This is a genomic window from Stackebrandtia nassauensis DSM 44728, assembly GCF_000024545.1.
Classification (GTDB): Bacteria; Actinomycetota; Actinomycetes; order Mycobacteriales; family Micromonosporaceae; genus Stackebrandtia; species Stackebrandtia nassauensis.
On record NC_013947.1, the window covers coordinates 3,088,262 to 3,105,779 of the forward strand.

Sequence of the window (17,518 nt, forward strand, 5' to 3'; positions counted from 1 at the left end):
GGAGTTCTGGTCAGGACTGGGCCAACTCGCGAGCTACGGCGTCCGGCTCGGAAAGGCAACGCCACGCGGGGATACGAATCGGTTCGACTCCGGCACCGGCGATCAGGTCGAGCTTGGCGAGCAGCTGCCGGTAAGCCTTGCCCTCGTCAGGTTCGCCCAAGTCCACGAACAGGGCTCGTGGCCTACGAGCGCCCGCGATCTGTAGATGACAGTGCTGGCCGGCGATCGGCTGATCCCTGGCGATGATTTCGACTCCGGCAGCGTCCAGTTCGCCTTGCAGCCGGTCGACCAGTTCGGAACTGGCGTCGTCGACATCATGATTCTCGGTCTCTTCGAGAAGCTGCGTTAGCAGACTGGGGTGCTGTCCCCACCAACCGCGGTCACACACGACGAACAATCGGGACTTGGCGCGAGTGATGGCCACATTCCACAGATTGGTCTGCTTGACCATCCATTGTGCTGACATTTCACGGATGCCGTCACTGCCGACAGGGGACAGGATGATGATGTCGCATTCGTCCCCCTGGAAGGTATGCGCGGTGCCTACGACGACCTCCGGTTCCAGCTTCAGTTCGGTCAGCTTGCCCTCAACAAGGTTGACGTGGGCCCGGAATGGGGACACGACACCGATGGAGGCGTCCGGATACTTGACTCGCAACCCTGCCGCCAGTTCCACGACGCGATCGGCTTCTACCGAGTTGAAACACGACTTCTTACCCGGATGAGTGACCGTTCCTGGAAGGTCGATGACCTCGACGGCGGGAGTATCGGGTGGTGCCGCCGGTATCGCTAGCCGGGTCGTGTCGGTGAGCACCGACAGCTGCTTTTGGTACACGACCCGGTTCGGAGTTGCCACGATGGCGGGATCGCAGCGGTAATGCTCGTCCAGCAGTGCGACTTCGCCTGCCGCCAGCGCGCATGCGTGGTAGATCGAACCACCCACATAGTTGAGGCGGCGTTCCTTCAGCCAGTCCTCACCCAGCTTGTGCTTACGCCGCAACAAGTCGTCGTACGACTGACTCAGTTCCGCCACCGGCGGAATCTGATGGGGGTCACCGATGATCAGGGCCCGTTTGGCGCGCATGAGCAAGGCCAGCACCATCGGAGTCGGGCACTGTGCCGCCTCATCGATGACGACGAGGTCGAAGAGTGCTGGTTTGGGTTGTATCACGCGTGACGAATGCCCGGTGACGGCCCAACCGGGTAGATGACGCAACAACCGCTGAAATCCGCGCCAGGTCTTCGGAGGTTGCTGATTGAGCACCTCGAGACGCTCCTGGATCGCGGCGCGACCGTTGCTGATGTTGTGGTTCATAATGGACGCGATCAGCTGGCTGCTGTGCGCGATCCGTTCGGCCACTGCCTGCCGTGCCTGCTTCCAGACTTCCTGCTCGGGCGGCAGACAGTCTATATTCGACTTGATGCCACGACGCTGGTGCTCCAGTTCGAGCAGCCGAACCAGGTCTTGCCGCTTGTCAACGGCCGTGATCTCCAACCACTTGCGGAGCCAGTACCGAGCTATTACGCCCAATGGCCAACGCTTTGTCGCTCGTTGCGAGCGTGCGAGTGCTCGTTCGAGAACCGGGTCCGGCGCGTTGAGCAGTTCCGCGACGGCCGCGGACGGATTGAACTCCTCTCGCAACCGCTGCAACTCCTGAACCGTTGCCAGCAGGTCGTTCTCGGTCTGGCGGCGCAAATCGAGTTCACAGCGGTGGGTGGTCAACTGGGCGTGGCTGTTGCGCACCCGGCCCGCCGAAAGGCTGGCATTTCCGGTCGGCTTCGCGTCCATTATCAACCGGTTGAGGACGTCCGGCTCTCTGGCGACGATCTGTCTGTTGCCGGTGCGCATCAGCAATCCTGGTGTGATGGTATTGGCCTTGTCCAGCACACCGTTGACGGCCTTGTTGTTGGTCGATCCGATAAGGATCGTCTGCCCGTTCGCCACGGCGGTGGCTGTCAAAGCGGTGACCAGCGCGGTCTTCCCGGTGCCCGGGGGACCGGTGGCAACGGTCAGCCGCCGGGTCATCGCCGAATCGATGACGGCTTCTTGGGACTCGTTGAGCGGGCCAGGGGAGACCAGCGTCTGGTAGTGCGTGATCGGATCCGGTTGTCGTTGTGCCAGGGCACTCAGTGCGGTGGCTGTGAACTCCGGGATCTTGGTGATCATTTCCCTGAGGTCCTGAACCAGTTTGTCGGTTGCCTTGCCGCGTTCGGGGACGTGATGCACGACGGCGAGGTTCTGGATCCCGGAAACCAACGGTGAATCGAACAGACGCGTCGACAGGTTCAATGGATCCGGTTCCTGTGGCGTCTTCAAGCCGATACCGATGGTCAGGAGCTTCAGCTGCTCGGCGAACTGCTGTGGATTGGCATAGCGGAAGTTCTGTCCGAACTGTTCAGACAACTCGATGATCTCGGTCTGCTCCAGGCCGGCTTCCCGCAGTACCTGCGTGTTGAGCTCGGCTGCGACCGCCTTGGCCTTCGACTCCCCGTCAGGCACCAGTTCGGTTACCACCAGTGGAGCGAAGCGTTTCTGCTCGCCCTCGGCGAATACTACGACCGGGTACCCGTACTGGAACGACCCCGCCGTCTGTACCCGCTCGGTGATGTACTCGTCGACCTGTTCGGGCAGCTCGACCGCGGTACCGGATCCGCTGAACACTGGTTCGGTCCCGCCCGGCCAGGCCACATGTCCCGAGGGGTCCCCAGGCTTGAGCCAGCCAGCGTGCCCGGCTTCCGCTGCCAGACAAGCCAAGTAGTAGTTCAGCAACCGTTCCCAGGTACGACTGTCCAATGGATCTGATACGGGGTGCAGCGGCTCGGGGACTCCGTTGACCGTGACCACCGTCGGTGAGTGGGTCGGTTTGGAGGTGTTCGCCGTGGTCCGGGTGAGCTGGATACTGCCGGTGACGCCGTTGGCGAACATCTGCGGCGTCTGGTGACGCAGTTTCTCCGATCGTTGCACATAATCGGCGAGATCTTGCACGCTGATCCATCCATCACCGTCGGTGTCAGCGGCACCGCCGTTGAGGCCCTCGACCACGGCTTCGGTGAACAATGCCGGGCGATGGGCTGCCTTCGGATCCTCAAAGGACCGGCTGATTCGATCACTGGAGGTGAGGATGACCGTGCCGTGTTTGTTGAGCTGCGCCGAGATGGGAACCTTCCGGCCGCTGCGGGCCCTCAACCCGTCGCCGGCCATACCCGCATAACAGCAGTCCAAGAAGACCAGCTTGCAGTGAGCGCTGGTTTTCGCGGTGAATCGGCGCAACACCTCGGTGTCAACCGATGAGGAGTCGAGCCGACCTTCCTCGGTGTCGCTGGTGGCAAGGTACAACCGCTCTAGACTCTTGTCGAGCAGACCGTGGCCGGAGAAATAGACCAAGGCGGTGTCGCCGGGACTGCGGTTGTCGAACAAGTCCTCCAACGCCCGGATCAGTTCCTGGTGGTCGGGATCGACGATGGCTTTGACATCAAAGTCACCCCGCTCTTTCAGCACCCGGCTGACAACATTGATGTCGGCGTGCGCGGCGGGAAGCCGGGACAGAGTCCGGTCCTTGTGGTAATTGGCCACTCCGACGACGAGAGCATGACGGCTCATTCTCCATCCTCCTCACCGATGGCGGCCGACAGGAGTTTTGCGACAAGGTCCGGATTCTGTTGGATTGTTGTGGCATCGAAGGTGAATTCGGCTCCGTTGACTTTTACCGTCACCGGGCGCTTTCCCCGGCGGACGTATTCGAAGAGCATGGTGACGACGACGGAGGCGGCTCCGGAGAAGACCGGGTTGAGCACGATGTTGAAGATGTTCAGCAAGATGCCGCCGGAGCTGCGCGCACCCTCGGGAGCCGCGTCGGCTTGCACGGACTCGACATCGCCGATTCCGGCGTTCTCCAAGTAAGTACGAAGTAGTCGATGCGTCCGAAGTTGGGCGGCATCGTCATCAGCGGGGAGGGGCAGCGACTGGATCTGAATCAGGGGCATGAAAGGAGAACTCCCGTGTTCTGCTTGGACGCGACCACGGGACTGTAATCGACAACCACCAATCCGGAGTGTCAGTTTCTCGACACTTTCATATGGTGAAAACTTGCTTGTCAATCAGGTGCGGGTCCAGACAGCCACAACCTCGAATCTACGTATGCGCGAGTCCACGAGCAACGGAACGACGTCACCGACTTCGGCCCCTATGATTGCCACTCCCAGCGGTGAGTTGGCGGGAATATGGGTTGGACCGTCCCCGTCCTCAGCGATGGTGCCCTCGTGAACCTCACGATTACCGTCAAGGAATCGCAGGCGAATGCGGCTGCCGATCGCGACTTGATCGGCATCGACCCGGTTGGCGAGATTTGTGGTGGTCGGCATCAATGGAGCCAACTCTGGTGCCAATTCTTCCGCGACGGCGTCCTTAAACGTTGTCGCATTGTCAGCCGACGTGGCGCCGTCGGTCGATTGAACCTCACGCAATCGTTGCTCGATCTGTACACGAAGCTTGTGGACCTCTGTGGCAGGGTCGTCGAACCAGTGCGTGGACCACACCCGGTGAAGTGTCCACCCAAGCCCCTCCAAGACCTCTTGACGGAGCCGATCACGATCGCGAGCGGACTTGGCAGAACGATAGTTCGCGCCGTCGCACTCCACCCCGAGCAGAAAGCCGTGTGGCCATTGCGGGTGTTTGACGCCGATATCAATGCGAAACCCACCGACTCCGACTTGTGGCACGGCTTCACAGCCGAGAGCTCGGATCTGTTCGGCGATATGGTATTCGAAGTCGGAATCGGGTTCACGATCAAGAATCTCTCCGGTCTCGAATCGATTGGTCTTGGAATAATCGAGCCAGCGCTTGAGCATGTTCGCACCCGGATTGGTATCGGCCTGTGCGGAGATATCAGCCGCAGACATGGACGAGAACGTGACGATCTGTTTCTTCGCGCGAGAGAAGAGGACGTTGAGCCGTCGCTTTCCAGCGACACCGTTGATGGGTCCGAACCGTTGGTAAACCCGCCCAGTTTGCGAATCCGGGCCGTAGACCGTCCCGATAAAAATCACGTCGCGTTCGTCGCCCTGGACGTTCTCCAGATTCTTCACGAAGAAACTTTCCAGCCCGTCTCGATCACGTTCCCATTTGCGGACGTATGCGAGCGCCCGAGCGTCGTGGTTCAGGGCATGATCGATCTTCTCCTCGACAAGGTCACGCTGTTTCTGGTTCAGCGTAACGACGCCGAGTGACCGACCGGGGTGTTCATGCATGAACCGCAACACCGCGTTTGTCATGACGTCAGCTTCGGCGGAATTGGTTCCCGCCCGATAGGAACCATCAACCGCGACCAGCGAGACACCCATGTTCGAAAGGCCCTCGGCGGCGGATGGGAATACGATCAGGTCGTCGTCGTAAACGTGATGGTTGGAGAACGCGATCAACCCGGAATGCCGGGACCGGTAATGCCAGCGCAGTCGCCGTGACGGCCGGAATGCGGAATTCGCCAACTCCAATATGGAATCCTCGACGATGTCCTCCTCGTTCTCGTCGCCCTCGGAGACCATCTTTCGGAAGAAGCTCGACGGCGGCAACTGATTAGTGTCACCGACGATGACCGCCTGGGATGACCGAGCCAGCGCGCCGACAGCGTGCTCGGGAGTCATCTGAGAGGCTTCGTCGATCACACACAGGTCAAAGTGGAGGTTAGGGTCGTCGAGATATTGGGCGACGGCCAACGGTGACATCATCCAGCACGGTTTCAGTTCGAGGAGTGCTGCCCCAGCGCGACGCGTCAGATCTCGAATGGGGATGTGGCGCTTCGACTTGCTTACCTCATGATTGAGCAAAGCGATCTCTGTGTAGCTGGATTTCAAGCCCGAACCGATACCCGTGGGCGGAGCGGCGTTGTGGAACAGACTCCGGCGCGCGGATCCAGCGGACTCGGCAATGATGGCCCGGTCCAACGTGGCCAACCGCCGTCGCAGCTTGTCGAGCCCATCGTGTCGAAATGCTGCCAGAATCTCACCGTGCTGGTCATGGACCCACCTGGCCAGCGACCGATAGATCCGGGCTTCGATGACCCCGGGGAGTCTGTCGATACCTAGTTCGTGCTCCAGAATCGCGTCGAGTTCGGCGCCGAAACCGAAAGCCCGCACCCGCTCGGAGCAGGTGTGTGCCTGAGCGTGTTGCACCAGCCCGGACCGATCATTCGCCATGTGTTCGAATTGTTGTGTGAGTTCCGCATAGACGACGAGCTCGTCCTTGGGACGTGATGGAAGCTCCACCAAGTCGGTCAGTCCCCTCATCTTCGCGAAGACGGCTGGTGCGGTATCCGCCTTGACCAGACGCGCGATCTTGTCGAGGTCCCGATGCTCGATCACCGTGCAGTAGAAATTAATCCAGTCGGGTCGGCGAGAGATCAGCTCGGCGAAGTCGAGCTCGGCGGCCAAGTCTTCGTGGCGCAGCTGTTCGTCACACCACCGACGACCAAGCGGCTCTCGCAGGGGGTGTTCTGCTATCGCTCTCAAACCGGAATCGTACGAGTCGAGGATGTCGCGCAGTTCCAAAAGTTGGTGTGGAGAGGTCGCGTTCGGATTGGTTAGGCGCGGGTGTAGCGCGAGAATTTGTTGGAGCCCGGCCTCCAACAGTCGCAGTTTTTCACGCCGCAGCCGCAATTCAGAATCCAGGTCCGTGACGGAGCCTGGAAATCCGTCGAGTTCGACCTGTGCCAGGCTGGCCAGGACGTCTATTTCACCATTATGGAGTAGCGAACGCAGGGAGCGGCTATCGAGTGCGGCGAACTGGTTCTCGACCCCGGCGAGGTAGGTTGTGAGCGATTCGATGATGCTCAGATCGGTGTCCACACCGGTGAAGTCCGAGGCTAGCAATGCTTTCAACTCGCGATCATCGGCGAAAGCTGTCGCGTCACGTCTCCAATCGGTGAGCAGCTTGAGATCCCGGGCTGCGTCAGCCCGCTTGAATGCATCGGTTTGGCGGCGTAGATCAAGCCAGCGGCGCTTGGCACGGCGGTACCCGCTGCTCAAGCCCGAGAACATGCCCGCTTTGGCGAGGATCTCCGCTTCGTGACCCAACATGTCCGCGTCGGGGAGACGCATGACGTCGAAGCGAACGTCCAGTTCGGCGCGTCGCTGTCGCAGTCGGCGAAGATGCTCGACTCCACTCTGAAGGGTCCGAGTGGCTCGAGGGTCAGCCATATCCGGTCTGCGCAATAGCAGCGCGTCACGAGGAGTCTGACGAATCAGCGTCGCGGCGGCGGCTACAGCCGTCAAGCCGCAGTCTGCGAGACCAGGAACGTGTGAGACCAGCGTAGTGAGCAGGCGCAACGCATTTTCACCGTTGGACAGAATGGCGGTCTGCTGAGCTATGTGGGATTCGAGGCTTGCGCGATCCAATGTCTCCATTCCTGTGGATTCACAAACCGCCAAGACAGTTCGCAACTGCTGTCGCAAGTCGGCGTCGAAGGGGGCCACGAGCCGCGTTGCCAACCGCCCGCACATCGATCGGAGGGATTCGCACTGTGCTAGCAGTTCTCGTATTTCCGTGCTGGCGTCATGCCGCGCGATCCAGATGGCGAACGCCGTGTCGGTTCGATCGGCGCATTTCAGCAGGCTCACCAAAGTCTCGTCCAGCCAACGAGAATCGTCGGGAGACGCTTCGTACGGTGCGCCGTACTCAGCGAGGGTGTCACGAAGTCGGGCGGCCTCGCCCGAGAGCTTCGCGATGTCGCCGGCTGATCGTAGTGCCTCGTCGGTGGTGAACCTGTCGAGTGGGTTCCCGTGAACACCTGACCAACCCGACGGGCGACTGAAAGCATGTGTGTGGGCATCGACGAGTTGCGCGGCGAGAGACAAGATCTCAGTGATTCGGGAAGCGGCCAAATGATCGACAGAATCGGCTTCGACCTCGGGCAACGCGATGTCGCGAAGGTTCACCTCCAATCGCAGAGCCCGCCCCAATACGTCGTGAACCGTGTGGCCGGTTCCGGCGACGTCGCTCCGCATCAATGCGATGTAGTCGGCGAGGCGCTGCCGGACCCGACGGAATTCCTCTAGATGTGGTTCCCGCGTAGAGGGCTTGTCATCGACGACGAGGTCCAGACGCTCGGCCACCGATGCCAGGACCTGCTGGCGCGAAGCGCCACTCGCGGTGAGTGGCAGGACGAACGGTCCCAACCCCAGATGATCCAGCCTCGACTTCACGACGTCCAGTGCCGCAGTCTTCTCAGCGACGAACAACACCTTCTTGCCCTGCAACATCGCAGCCGCGATCGCGTTGACGATGGTCTGTGATTTCCCGGTTCCCGGTGGCCCCTCAACAGCGAGGCTCTTACCGCTGGCGATGTCAACGAGAGCGCTGAACTGGGACGAATCCGCGTCCGTCACCAGCAGTGGCACCTGGGATTCAATTTCCGGGGCATCGGTGTGGTATTCCTCGGCGAAGAGGTTGAGCCCCTGCGCGTCATCGGATCCACCGAGAATGTGTCGGACCACGTCATTGGCGGCGAAGTCGCGTAGCTGAGTATCCAGATCGTGGAACATCGCCAGTTGCGCCGACGGGAACGCACCGAAGGTGACGAAACGCCGTACCTGAGGACTCAATGACCGGGGCAGTTGCCGCGTAACCTCCTCGAGATAGTCCTCAATCGACCCGCCGTCGTATGTGGGGAGTTGTACTCCATATTCACCACGGAGCTTCTCTTCGAGAACCATATTCAGCAACGCCTCCTCACCGGAACCGGTGACATGGAATCGCGTGCCTCGGGGACTGTTCGTCTTGGTTAGCTCGACGGGAACCAGGATCAACGGGGAGTAGCAGCGCTTTTTAGACTCGGGATCGGACCAGTCCAGATATCCAAAGGCCGCCTGCATTACGTTCAGACCGGTCTCCTGTTGAAACGTACGGCATTTGGTCCGAATGCGATTGAGCGTGCGCTCCATGATTTCCGGCAACAAGAGTGTCTGGATCTCGTCGTCATTGTGACGACCGTCCGTGTGCTCGTTCTCCGGTGCTGGCAGATCATAGTGCGGTGAAATCCCGAACGACTTCGCGTGTTCCTGCAGTTTGGGATTGTCCCGAGTGCCTCGGTCCGGCATCCCCAACCGCTCACGCAGACGATCCCGCAACTGACGTTCGGCAGCGATTTCCTTCACCGGAGCGTCATCGTCACCAGGATTGATGTCATCTATAGCGGCGGCGTAGACCTCGTCATTCGCCATCGCCAGGTGAAGCTCTTCCTGAAACTGGTCGGTTTGCTCGTCAGCGGGCTCGTCCTCGAAGTCGGGAAGTGCTGCGAACCGAAGCCGCTCACCCTTGGACAGCCGTATGAACAATTCGTCGGGCAACTCATCGACGACACGGACATATGAACCGCGTCTGCTGTCCAAAGGCGTGGAGATCAACGGGTTCCTGCGGCTCAGGTCAAGCAACCGCGGTCGAAGTTGTTCGATCTTCGCATTGACGACCTGTTCGAGTTCATCATTCTTGTCGTACATGTCCCGGTGACTCATGAGTCCTCATTCAGCTGAGCGGGTCCCCCGATTGCGGCAGACCTCATTGAATCAGAGCATTTCAATGTGTGTTTAGTTGGCTCCATGACTTCTTGTTGGTCGGGGATGAAAGCGAGATGCCCCGGACCGACGAACTACCAAGCTGCCGGTGCTGGATACCCCAACACTTCTCGGAACCGATCGACGTCCATGATGGGGATGTTGTAGCCGCGAGCTTTCTTCGCTTTGCCCGACAATGAGTCAGAATCAGCCGCGATCACCAGCTTGACCTTCTTAGTCACCGCTCGATGCGGCACGAACCCATGCTCAATCGCGCGCTGTTCCCACTCTTCACGCGACTCCGGCATCGTCCCGGTGAACACCACCATGTCCCCAGGAGCGATCGGAAGCGGCGTCGTATCGCTATCCTTCGAAAGTGCCTGAGCAGCCTTGATAGCCAAGTCGATCGCTTCCAAGGGTAGATCGAGAATCCCTGCCACCTGACGAAGATCTTCTTCTTCCTCAGCCGACAGGTGATGATCGGCCAATGCTACTCGCGCCAACGCTTCCAGATAGTCGTGATGCAGTTGTCGGGTCTGAACATCGCTGATCTGCAAACTCGTGGCCAGCGCTCGCAACGCGGCGGTCTCGTCCGCTGACAGATATCGATCGGAAAGCGCTTCGTCCAGAACGGCCAAATATGGATCGGAGACTTCGGAAGACTGGACACGCGGTAGATAGTCAACAAGCGCGGAGATGAACGGATCGCCGTGTGAAGGTTTATGCGGCACTGACTCGCGCTGGCGAACGTGGGCGTTCGTCACCGGAACTGTTGGCCACGTGCAAGACCGGGAGAGGGGGAGGCGGTCGTGCCACGGCACCCCTCCTCGGGCGGCATTGATGTAGTGTTTCAGCAGGGCCGCTGTTGCTTCGGCGTCCGACAGCGCCGAATGCCAGCCAGTTAGCTGGACTCCAGCTGCCTTGCAACACTCAGGCAGCGATCGGCTCGCGCCCTCCAGGAACGTCGTAGACCAGTTCATCGTGCATACACCCAGGTGGTGGTTGTAGGTGAGTTGATGTCCCAGGCGTTCGAACTCAGCGCTCAGGAAACGCAGATCGAATGGCAGATTGTGTGCGACGAGCGTCCGTCCAGACAGCATTTGAATCAGTTGTCCGGCAATGTCGCCGAATTTCGGCGCATCAATGACCTGGCGAGCTTTGATGCCATGGATATGTTGTGGCCCAAGGTCTCTATCGGGGTTCAACAAAGTCGACCAAGTGTTTTCGATGCTACCTTCGTCGTCAGCAAGTACTACGGCGATCTCGATGATCCGGTGGTGCATTCCAGGGATGATGCCGGTGGTCTCAGTGTCGAATACGGCGTACATTGGGCCTCCAATTTCCAATACGAAACGTGCTCGGGATATTACTTGCGTTCCGCCATAGTGAAACGGGGCCTTTCTGCCCCATGAGGATGTCCGAGTTGCGCGATGGGCCACATGAACGGTGTTATCGAGCTCATTACCGACTGACCAAGCTGTTCTGGAATAGCCCGACTCGCCGGTCAGCGGAAGTCGCGGATGGGGATTTTCGCGGTGGTTTGGAGCGGGGTTAGTTTGTCGGCGGTTATGGAGCGGGCGCCGTCGTGGTTTTCGAGGCGGCCTCGGATGAGGAGGGCGGGGGCGGTGTGGGTCGGGCGGGGGTGGGTGAGGCGGAGGCCGGTGGGGCAGACGATGTTGGCGTGGCCGGTTTCGTCTTCGAGGTTGAGGAAGAGGACGCCGTGGGCGGTTTCGGGGGCTTGGCGGTGGGTGACGAGTCCGCCGATGGTGACCCGGGATTTGTCGGGCATTGTGGAGAGTAGGTGGATGGGGATGGCGCCGTGGGCGGCGAGTTGGTGGCGGATGTGGGTGATCGGGTGGGTGGTGGGGGAGCTGTTGGTGGTGTGGAGGTTGGCGGCGGTGAGTTCGGCGGCGCTCATGCCCGGGAGGGTGGGTGGGGTGAGGGTGGTGGTGCCGTCGAGGGTGTCGGGGGTGTTGGCCGCGGCGGGGGCGGCCGTCCATAGTGCTTGGCGACGGGTGAGGCCGAAGTCGGCGAGGGCGCCGGAGGTGGCGAGGTTCTCGAGTTGGGTGGTGGTGATCTCGGCTCGGCGGGCCAGTTGGGAGATGTCGGTGTAGGGCTGGCCCCGGACGATGCGTTCGGCTGTTTCGGTGTTTATGCCGCGGATCTGGTCGAGGCCGAGGCGGACGGTGGGGCCTTGGGCGCCCCAGGTGGCGGGTGTGGTTTCGGGGAGGGCGGGGGCGCCTTTCTGGTCCAGTGTGGTGGTCGCGGAGCTGTGGTTGATGTGGACGGCGTGGACGGTGACGCCGTGGCGGCGGGCGTCGGCGATGAGGGTGTTGACGGAGTAGAAGCCCATGGGTTGGGCGCGGATCAGGCCGACCAGGAAGGCGGCGGGGTAGTAGCGCTTGAGGTAGGCCGAGGCGTAGGCGATGTAGGCGAAGCTGATGGCGTGGGATTCGGGGAATCCGTAGCCGGAGAACGCTTCGAGTCGGGACCACAGGTCGTCGGCCAGGGGGCCGGTGATGTCGTTGGCGGCGGCGCCGGTGAGGAAGCGGGATTTGAGGCGCTGCATGCGTTCGACGGATCGTTTGGCGCCCATGGCTTGTCGTAGTTCGTCGGCTTCGGCGGCGGAGAAACCGGCGCAGTCGCTGGCCAGGGCCATCATCTGCTCCTGGAACAGGGGGACGCCCAGGGTGCGCTTCAGGGCGGCTTCCATGGTGGGGTGGGGGTACTCGATGGGCTCCTCGCCGCGGCGGCGGCGGACGTAGGGGTGGACCGCACCGCCCTGGATCGGGCCGGGGCGAACCAGGGCTATTTGGACGGCCAGGTCGTGCAGGTTCTCGGCGCGCAGTCGAGGAGCGAGCTGGATTTGGGCGCGGGACTCGATCTGGAAGGTGCCGACGCTGTCGCCCGCGTGGATCATCGCGTACACGTCGGGGTCGGTGGGCGCCAGCTTCTTCAGGTCGATGCCGGTGGCGTAGTGGGTGTTGGCGAGGTCGGCGGCCTCGTGCAGTGCCGTGAGCATGCCCAGACCGAGGAGGTCGAACTTCACCAGACCGGCGTCGGCGCAGTCGTCCTTGTCCCACTGCAGGACGGTGCGGTTCTCCATGCGGGCGTGCTCGACGGGGACCACCTCGATGACGGGACGGTCGCAGATCACCATGCCGCCACTGTGGATGCCGAGGTGGCGGGGCGCGCCGAGCAGTTGGCCCGCGTAGGTGCCCACGTCGGTGGGGAGTTCGTCGAGGGCGGGGCCGCCGCGGCGGGGGGAGTTGGCCGACCAGGCGTCGATCTGGCCGGGGGAGTGGCCCAGCGCGGTGGCGACGTCGCGGGTGGCCGAGCGGCGGCGGTAGCTGATCACGTTGGCCACCTGGGCCGCGTAGGTGCGTCCGTACTTCGTGAACACGTATTGGATGACCTCCTCGCGGCGGCGGGCCTCGATGTCGAGGTCGATGTCGGGCGGGCCCTCACGGATCGGGGACATGAACCGCTCGAACAGCAGGTTGTAGCGGACCGGGTCGACGGCGGTGATGCCGAGGCAGTAGCAGACCACGGAGGTGACGGCGGAACCCCTGCCCTGCACCAGGATCCGGTTCTCCTCGCAGAAGCCGACGATGTCGCGGACGATGAGGAAGTAGCCGGGGAACCCGAGATTGGTGATGATGTCGAGTTCGTGTTCCAGTCGCCGGTACGCCTCCGGGCGTTCGGCGGCCGTCCCATATAGACGCAGCGCCCCTTCGCGGGCCAGCTCGCGGAGCCAGGAAGCCTCATCGTGGCCGTCGGGGACCGGGAACGGCGGCAGCGCGGGGGCGATCAGGTCGAGGTCGAAGGCCAGTTCCCCGGTCAGCCGGACGGTGTTGGCCACCGCCCCGGGGAAGGGCGCGAAGCGTTCGGCCATTTCGGACGGCGAGCACAGCCGGGCCACCGGTGCCGCGGGCAGCCAGCCGTCCAGCTCCTCCAGGGGCAGGTTGGCCCGGATCGCCGACATCACCTGGGACAACCGGTGCCGGGCGGCGCGGGCATAGTGGACGTTGTTGGTGGCCACCACGGGCAGGTCCAGGTCGGTGGCCAGGTCGAACAGCAGCTGGTTGTGATCGGTGTCGACGAAGGCCCGGTGGTCGGTCAGTTCCACGGCGACGCCCTCGGGGCCGAACAAGTGCTTGAGCCGCTCCAGTTCCCGTCGGACGGCGTCGGGGCCGTCGGCGAGCGCCCGGCGCACGGGGCCTTTGCGGCAGCCGGTCAGCACCAGCACCTCGTCGCGCAGCGCGGCCGCCACGTCCTCCAGGGACCCGTAGTCGGGCAGTCCCTTTTGCCCGCCGGCCAGTTGGGCGTTGCCGATCGTGGCCGACAGTTTCGCGTAACCGTTGGGGCCGCGGGCCAGCGTCAGCAGGTGGGTGCCCGACGGGTCGGGCACGCCGGTGCGCTCGCCGCTCAGCCCCAGCGACAGCTCGGCTCCGTACACCGTGGACAGGCTGGTGTCCTTGGCCGCCTGGGAGAAGCGGACCGCGCCGTACAGGCCGTCGTGGTCGGTGATGGCCAGTCCGGACAGGCCGAGCCGCAGCGCCTCGGTCACCAGGTCCTCGGGGGAGGAGGCGCCGTCCAGGAACGAGAAGTACGAGTGCGCGTGCAGCTCGGCGTAACCGTCGTGGCCGGTCGGGTTCACGGCGGCTGGGGTCGACGGTGTGGGTGGCGGCGGTTCGGTGGTGTCGGTGACCAGTCGCAGATGCCGGGGCTTCCCCACCTCGGTTCTGCCTGAGCCGACCATGATGTCGCGCAGTTGCCGCCAGGTCAGGTTCTTGCTGCGGCCTCCCCAGCGGTCAGTCATAACCGGCCTCCATCCGCCAGACTTCCTCGCTGCGGACGAGCACGACGGCGCGCCCGTCCTCCAGCAGCAGTTGCAGCCGGGCGGCGCGATGGGCGCGGGCGGGGTCCCACCAGCGTTCGTCGAGGGGGTGGGGACCCGCCCAGGCTTGGATTGGCAGGCGCCGTCCGTTGGGCAGGACGACGTGGGCGGGGGATCCACTGAGGACGCCGCGTCCGGACACCGTGATCGCTTCGCCGGTCGAGGTTTCCAGGCGTACCCGGGGTGGGGCGGGGTAGACCGTGTGGGGGTAGGGAGCCGGGTAGCTGTCCGGCCAGGGGCGGTTCACCGGGTCGGTGGGGAGCGGCTCCTGGTTCCACACGGTCGGGGCGATCCGGTCGTCGAGGTTGCGGCCGCCCTGCGGAACCGGGTGGAGTACCGCTTCGGGGCCGAACAGGTCCTGCACCTTGGTGGCCGAACCGTCGGCCAGTTCCAGGCCGTCGCCCATCTGGCCCCACAGCCCGTCCTGCAGGGCGCTGGCGTCCACTATGCCCTCGGGACTCAGTCGTAGGTGGACGATCGCGCCGGTGCCGCCGTGGGTGAGCCAGCCGTCCAGTTGCCAGCGCACCCGGTCGGCGACGTCGCTGGCTCGCAGGACGGTGCGGTGGCGCCAGACTCGGCGCAGGCCCGTGCCCTGGGCTGTGATCGCTTCGATGACCAGTCGGGTGCAGGCCAGTTCGCGGGCCGCCAGGGTGGCGCGCAGTTGTTCGGCCAGGGTGCGGGCGGCGAAAGCGGCGGTGTCGACACGGTCGAGTGGCTCGTCGTAGTCGGCGAAGACGTCCAGGTCGACGGGTGGGGTGCGGGGTGCGGGGAGGCGTTCGTCGTGGCCGCGGGTGCGGGCGTGGGCTCGCAGACCGACGGTGCCGAGTCGTTCGGCGATAGCGTCGCGGGGCAGGGCGGCGAAGGCGCCGAGGGTGTTGATGCCCAAGCGGCGCAACAGTTCCACCAGTGGGGGCAGGCCGAGGAGGCCGATGTTGCGGTCGGCGAGGAACTGGGCGTTGTGGCCGGTGGGGACGATCGCGCCGGACACCGCGGCCACCGAGGCGGGCCAGAAGCCGTCGGCGATGCCGACGCGTGCCTCCAGGTCGCAGAGTTGGGCGATGTACTCCACTATGGTCTCGGCGGCGGCTTCCTCGTCGCCGTACCAGCCGGACGGGCCCTTGGCGGGTAGGCCACACCAGCCGGGGCGTAGCACCTGTACCGCGGGGACCAGTTCCTCCAGGGCGGCGATCACCGGCTCGAACCCGGCGGCCTCGGCGTCCGGGTCGGCGGCCAGCAGTCGCAGGTCCGGGCACACGGCGGCGGCGTCGCGGCGGCGCATGCCCACCTCGACCCCGGTGCGGCGGGCGGTGGCGGAGCAGGCGCTGACGCGGTGGGCGATCACCACGGCGACCGGGTCGGTCTCGTCCAGGCCCTGGGACCGGCAGGCGGCGATCACCGGCCAGTCGGGGCACCACACCACGAGCGCGCGCATTCAGGACACCGTCCGCAGGCGGGGTGGGGTGACGGACGGGGTCTCGGGCAGTCCGAGGTGGAGGGTGGTGTGGCGGGGGCGGCCCGCCGTGCGGCGGCCGGTGGCGGTGACGCCCAGTTCGCGGTGGCGCAGCCGTCCGTGGCCTCGGCCGATGCCGTGCCACACCGAGGTGGTGGGGGACAGGACGACGTCGGCGCCGGGCCAGTCGGTGCCGTATCCGATGAGGACGGATTTGTGGGCCCGGGCCCGGGCGGCGAGTTTGCGGGATGTGGCTTCGGTCACTTTCGACGGTGGAGCCACGACCGTAATGTCACACCCTTCCAGCAAAGTGGCGGTAGCTCGCGACCAGTCGGAGGTGATGTCGGGTACCAGCAACAGCCGCTCCAGTGCGACACCGGCCTCGGCGCAGGCCAACAACCCGAGGGTGGGCAGGCCCGCGACCGCGCACCAGGCGCCGTTCGCCGAGGCGGTGGCGACGAGCGTGATGAGCAGCGCCGTGGAGGCGGTGACCGAGACGGTCGCGCCTCGGCGCAGCCCCCGCTCGGGCAGCACTTCGGCCAGGGGCGGGGTCACCGGTAGGACCGGTTCTATCTCGGAGGCTCGGCGGCCCAGGGTGGCGGCCAGCTGTTGACGGATGTCGCCGTTCGGCGGGTCGTCCGATGGGGACGGCAGGGCCAGTGGGTTCGCCACACCATAAACCTCCAGGCTCGCGCGTCCGCCCACCGTCGGCGCGAAAATGATCTTGCGAAACACGAGGATCGTACAAGAGTTCGATAGCCAAGATCAATCGATCTCCGTTTTGGTGTGCGCGAGCCGTGGGAAGCCTCACAAGGCGAGGGCGGCTCCTCGCGCGATACCTGTTGGGCACAGTGTGCGGGGGGCGGCCTCTCTTGCGATGCCCGTTGGGCATTGCGTGTGGGGATTGCCTGGTATGCGAGGTTTGGCTTGGGGGCTTGGGGGCTTGGGGGCTTGGGGGCTTGGGGGCTTGGGGGCTTGGGGGCTTGGGGGCTTGGGGGCTTGGGGGCTTGGGGGCTTGGGGGCTTGAGGGCTTGAGGGCTTGAGGGCTTGAGGGCTTGAGGGCTTGAGGGCTTGAGGGCTTGAGGGCTTGAGGGCTTGAGGGCTTGAGGGCTTGAGGGCTTGAGGGCTTGAGGGCTTGAGGGCTTGAGGGCTTGAGGGCTTGAGGGCTTGAGGGCTTGAGCCTGCCTATGGGCGTGGGGTGCTGAGGGGGTGGCGCTTGGCATGTGAGGCTCGGCCTGGAGCCTGGAGCCTGGAGCCTGGAGCCTGGAGCCTGGAGCCTGGAGCCTGGAGCCTGGAGCCTGGAGCCTGCCCATGGGGCGTGGTGTGCGAGGGCAGTGCCTGGTGGGTGCGAGCGTCTGGGTGGGGCCGACGGGGTTGGGGTGGCAATTGGGTGCGGCGGTGTCTGGCGAGCGTGGGCGCCAGGGTGGGGCCGATGGGCTGGTGCGCGGGATTGGGCGTGGTGCGTAAGGCTAATGCTGCCTGCTGCCTGCTGGGTGTGGGCGTGCGTGCGGGTGGGTGGAGGTGTTGCGGGGCGAGCGGCTGAGTGGCTTGCTGTGGGGTGCGCGGGGCGGGGCCTCCTGTGAGGACCGTTGGGCGTGGTGCATGGGGGCGGGGTTTGGTTGGGG

The 17,518-nt window shown here is 63.9% G+C and carries 7 protein-coding genes; all 7 read right to left on the minus strand.

What is annotated here, in order from left to right; all coding sequences use genetic code 11:
• Positions 1 to 10 precede the first annotated feature (10 nt).
• Positions 11 to 3,601: a caspase, EACC1-associated type gene (locus SNAS_RS14490; protein WP_013018186.1), complete on the minus strand. Its 3,591-nt coding sequence runs from the start codon at positions 3,599 to 3,601 to the stop codon at positions 11 to 13.
• Positions 3,598 to 3,984 carry a hypothetical protein gene (locus SNAS_RS14495; RefSeq protein ID WP_013018187.1) on the minus strand — a complete coding sequence of 129 codons (387 nt, stop codon included), beginning with the start codon at positions 3,982 to 3,984 and terminating at the stop codon, positions 3,598 to 3,600. The genes SNAS_RS14490 and SNAS_RS14495 overlap by 4 nt, the downstream gene beginning before the upstream one ends.
• Before the next feature lie 114 nt (positions 3,985 to 4,098).
• Positions 4,099 to 9,489 (minus strand): DUF4011 domain-containing protein, encoded by a 5,391-nt coding sequence (locus SNAS_RS14500; RefSeq protein WP_169313883.1) that lies wholly within the window; start codon positions 9,487 to 9,489, stop codon positions 4,099 to 4,101.
• A 149-nt stretch (positions 9,490 to 9,638) separates the two neighbouring features.
• Positions 9,639 to 10,871 (minus strand): exonuclease domain-containing protein, encoded by a 1,233-nt coding sequence (locus SNAS_RS34060; protein WP_013018189.1) that lies wholly within the window; start codon positions 10,869 to 10,871, stop codon positions 9,639 to 9,641.
• A gap of 176 nt (positions 10,872 to 11,047) precedes the next feature.
• Entirely contained in the window at positions 11,048 to 14,365 is a 3,318-nt protein-coding gene (locus SNAS_RS14510; protein ID WP_013018190.1) for an error-prone DNA polymerase, read from the minus strand.
• Positions 14,358 to 15,875, minus strand: coding sequence for a DNA polymerase Y family protein (locus tag SNAS_RS14515; RefSeq protein ID WP_013018191.1), 1,518 nt, complete (start codon positions 15,873 to 15,875; stop codon positions 14,358 to 14,360). The genes SNAS_RS14510 and SNAS_RS14515 overlap by 8 nt, the downstream gene beginning before the upstream one ends.
• Complete coding sequence (locus tag SNAS_RS14520; RefSeq protein WP_013018192.1) at positions 15,876 to 16,565, minus strand: hypothetical protein; 690 nt, start codon at positions 16,563 to 16,565, stop codon at positions 15,876 to 15,878.
• Positions 16,566 to 17,518: the final 953 nt, after the last annotated feature.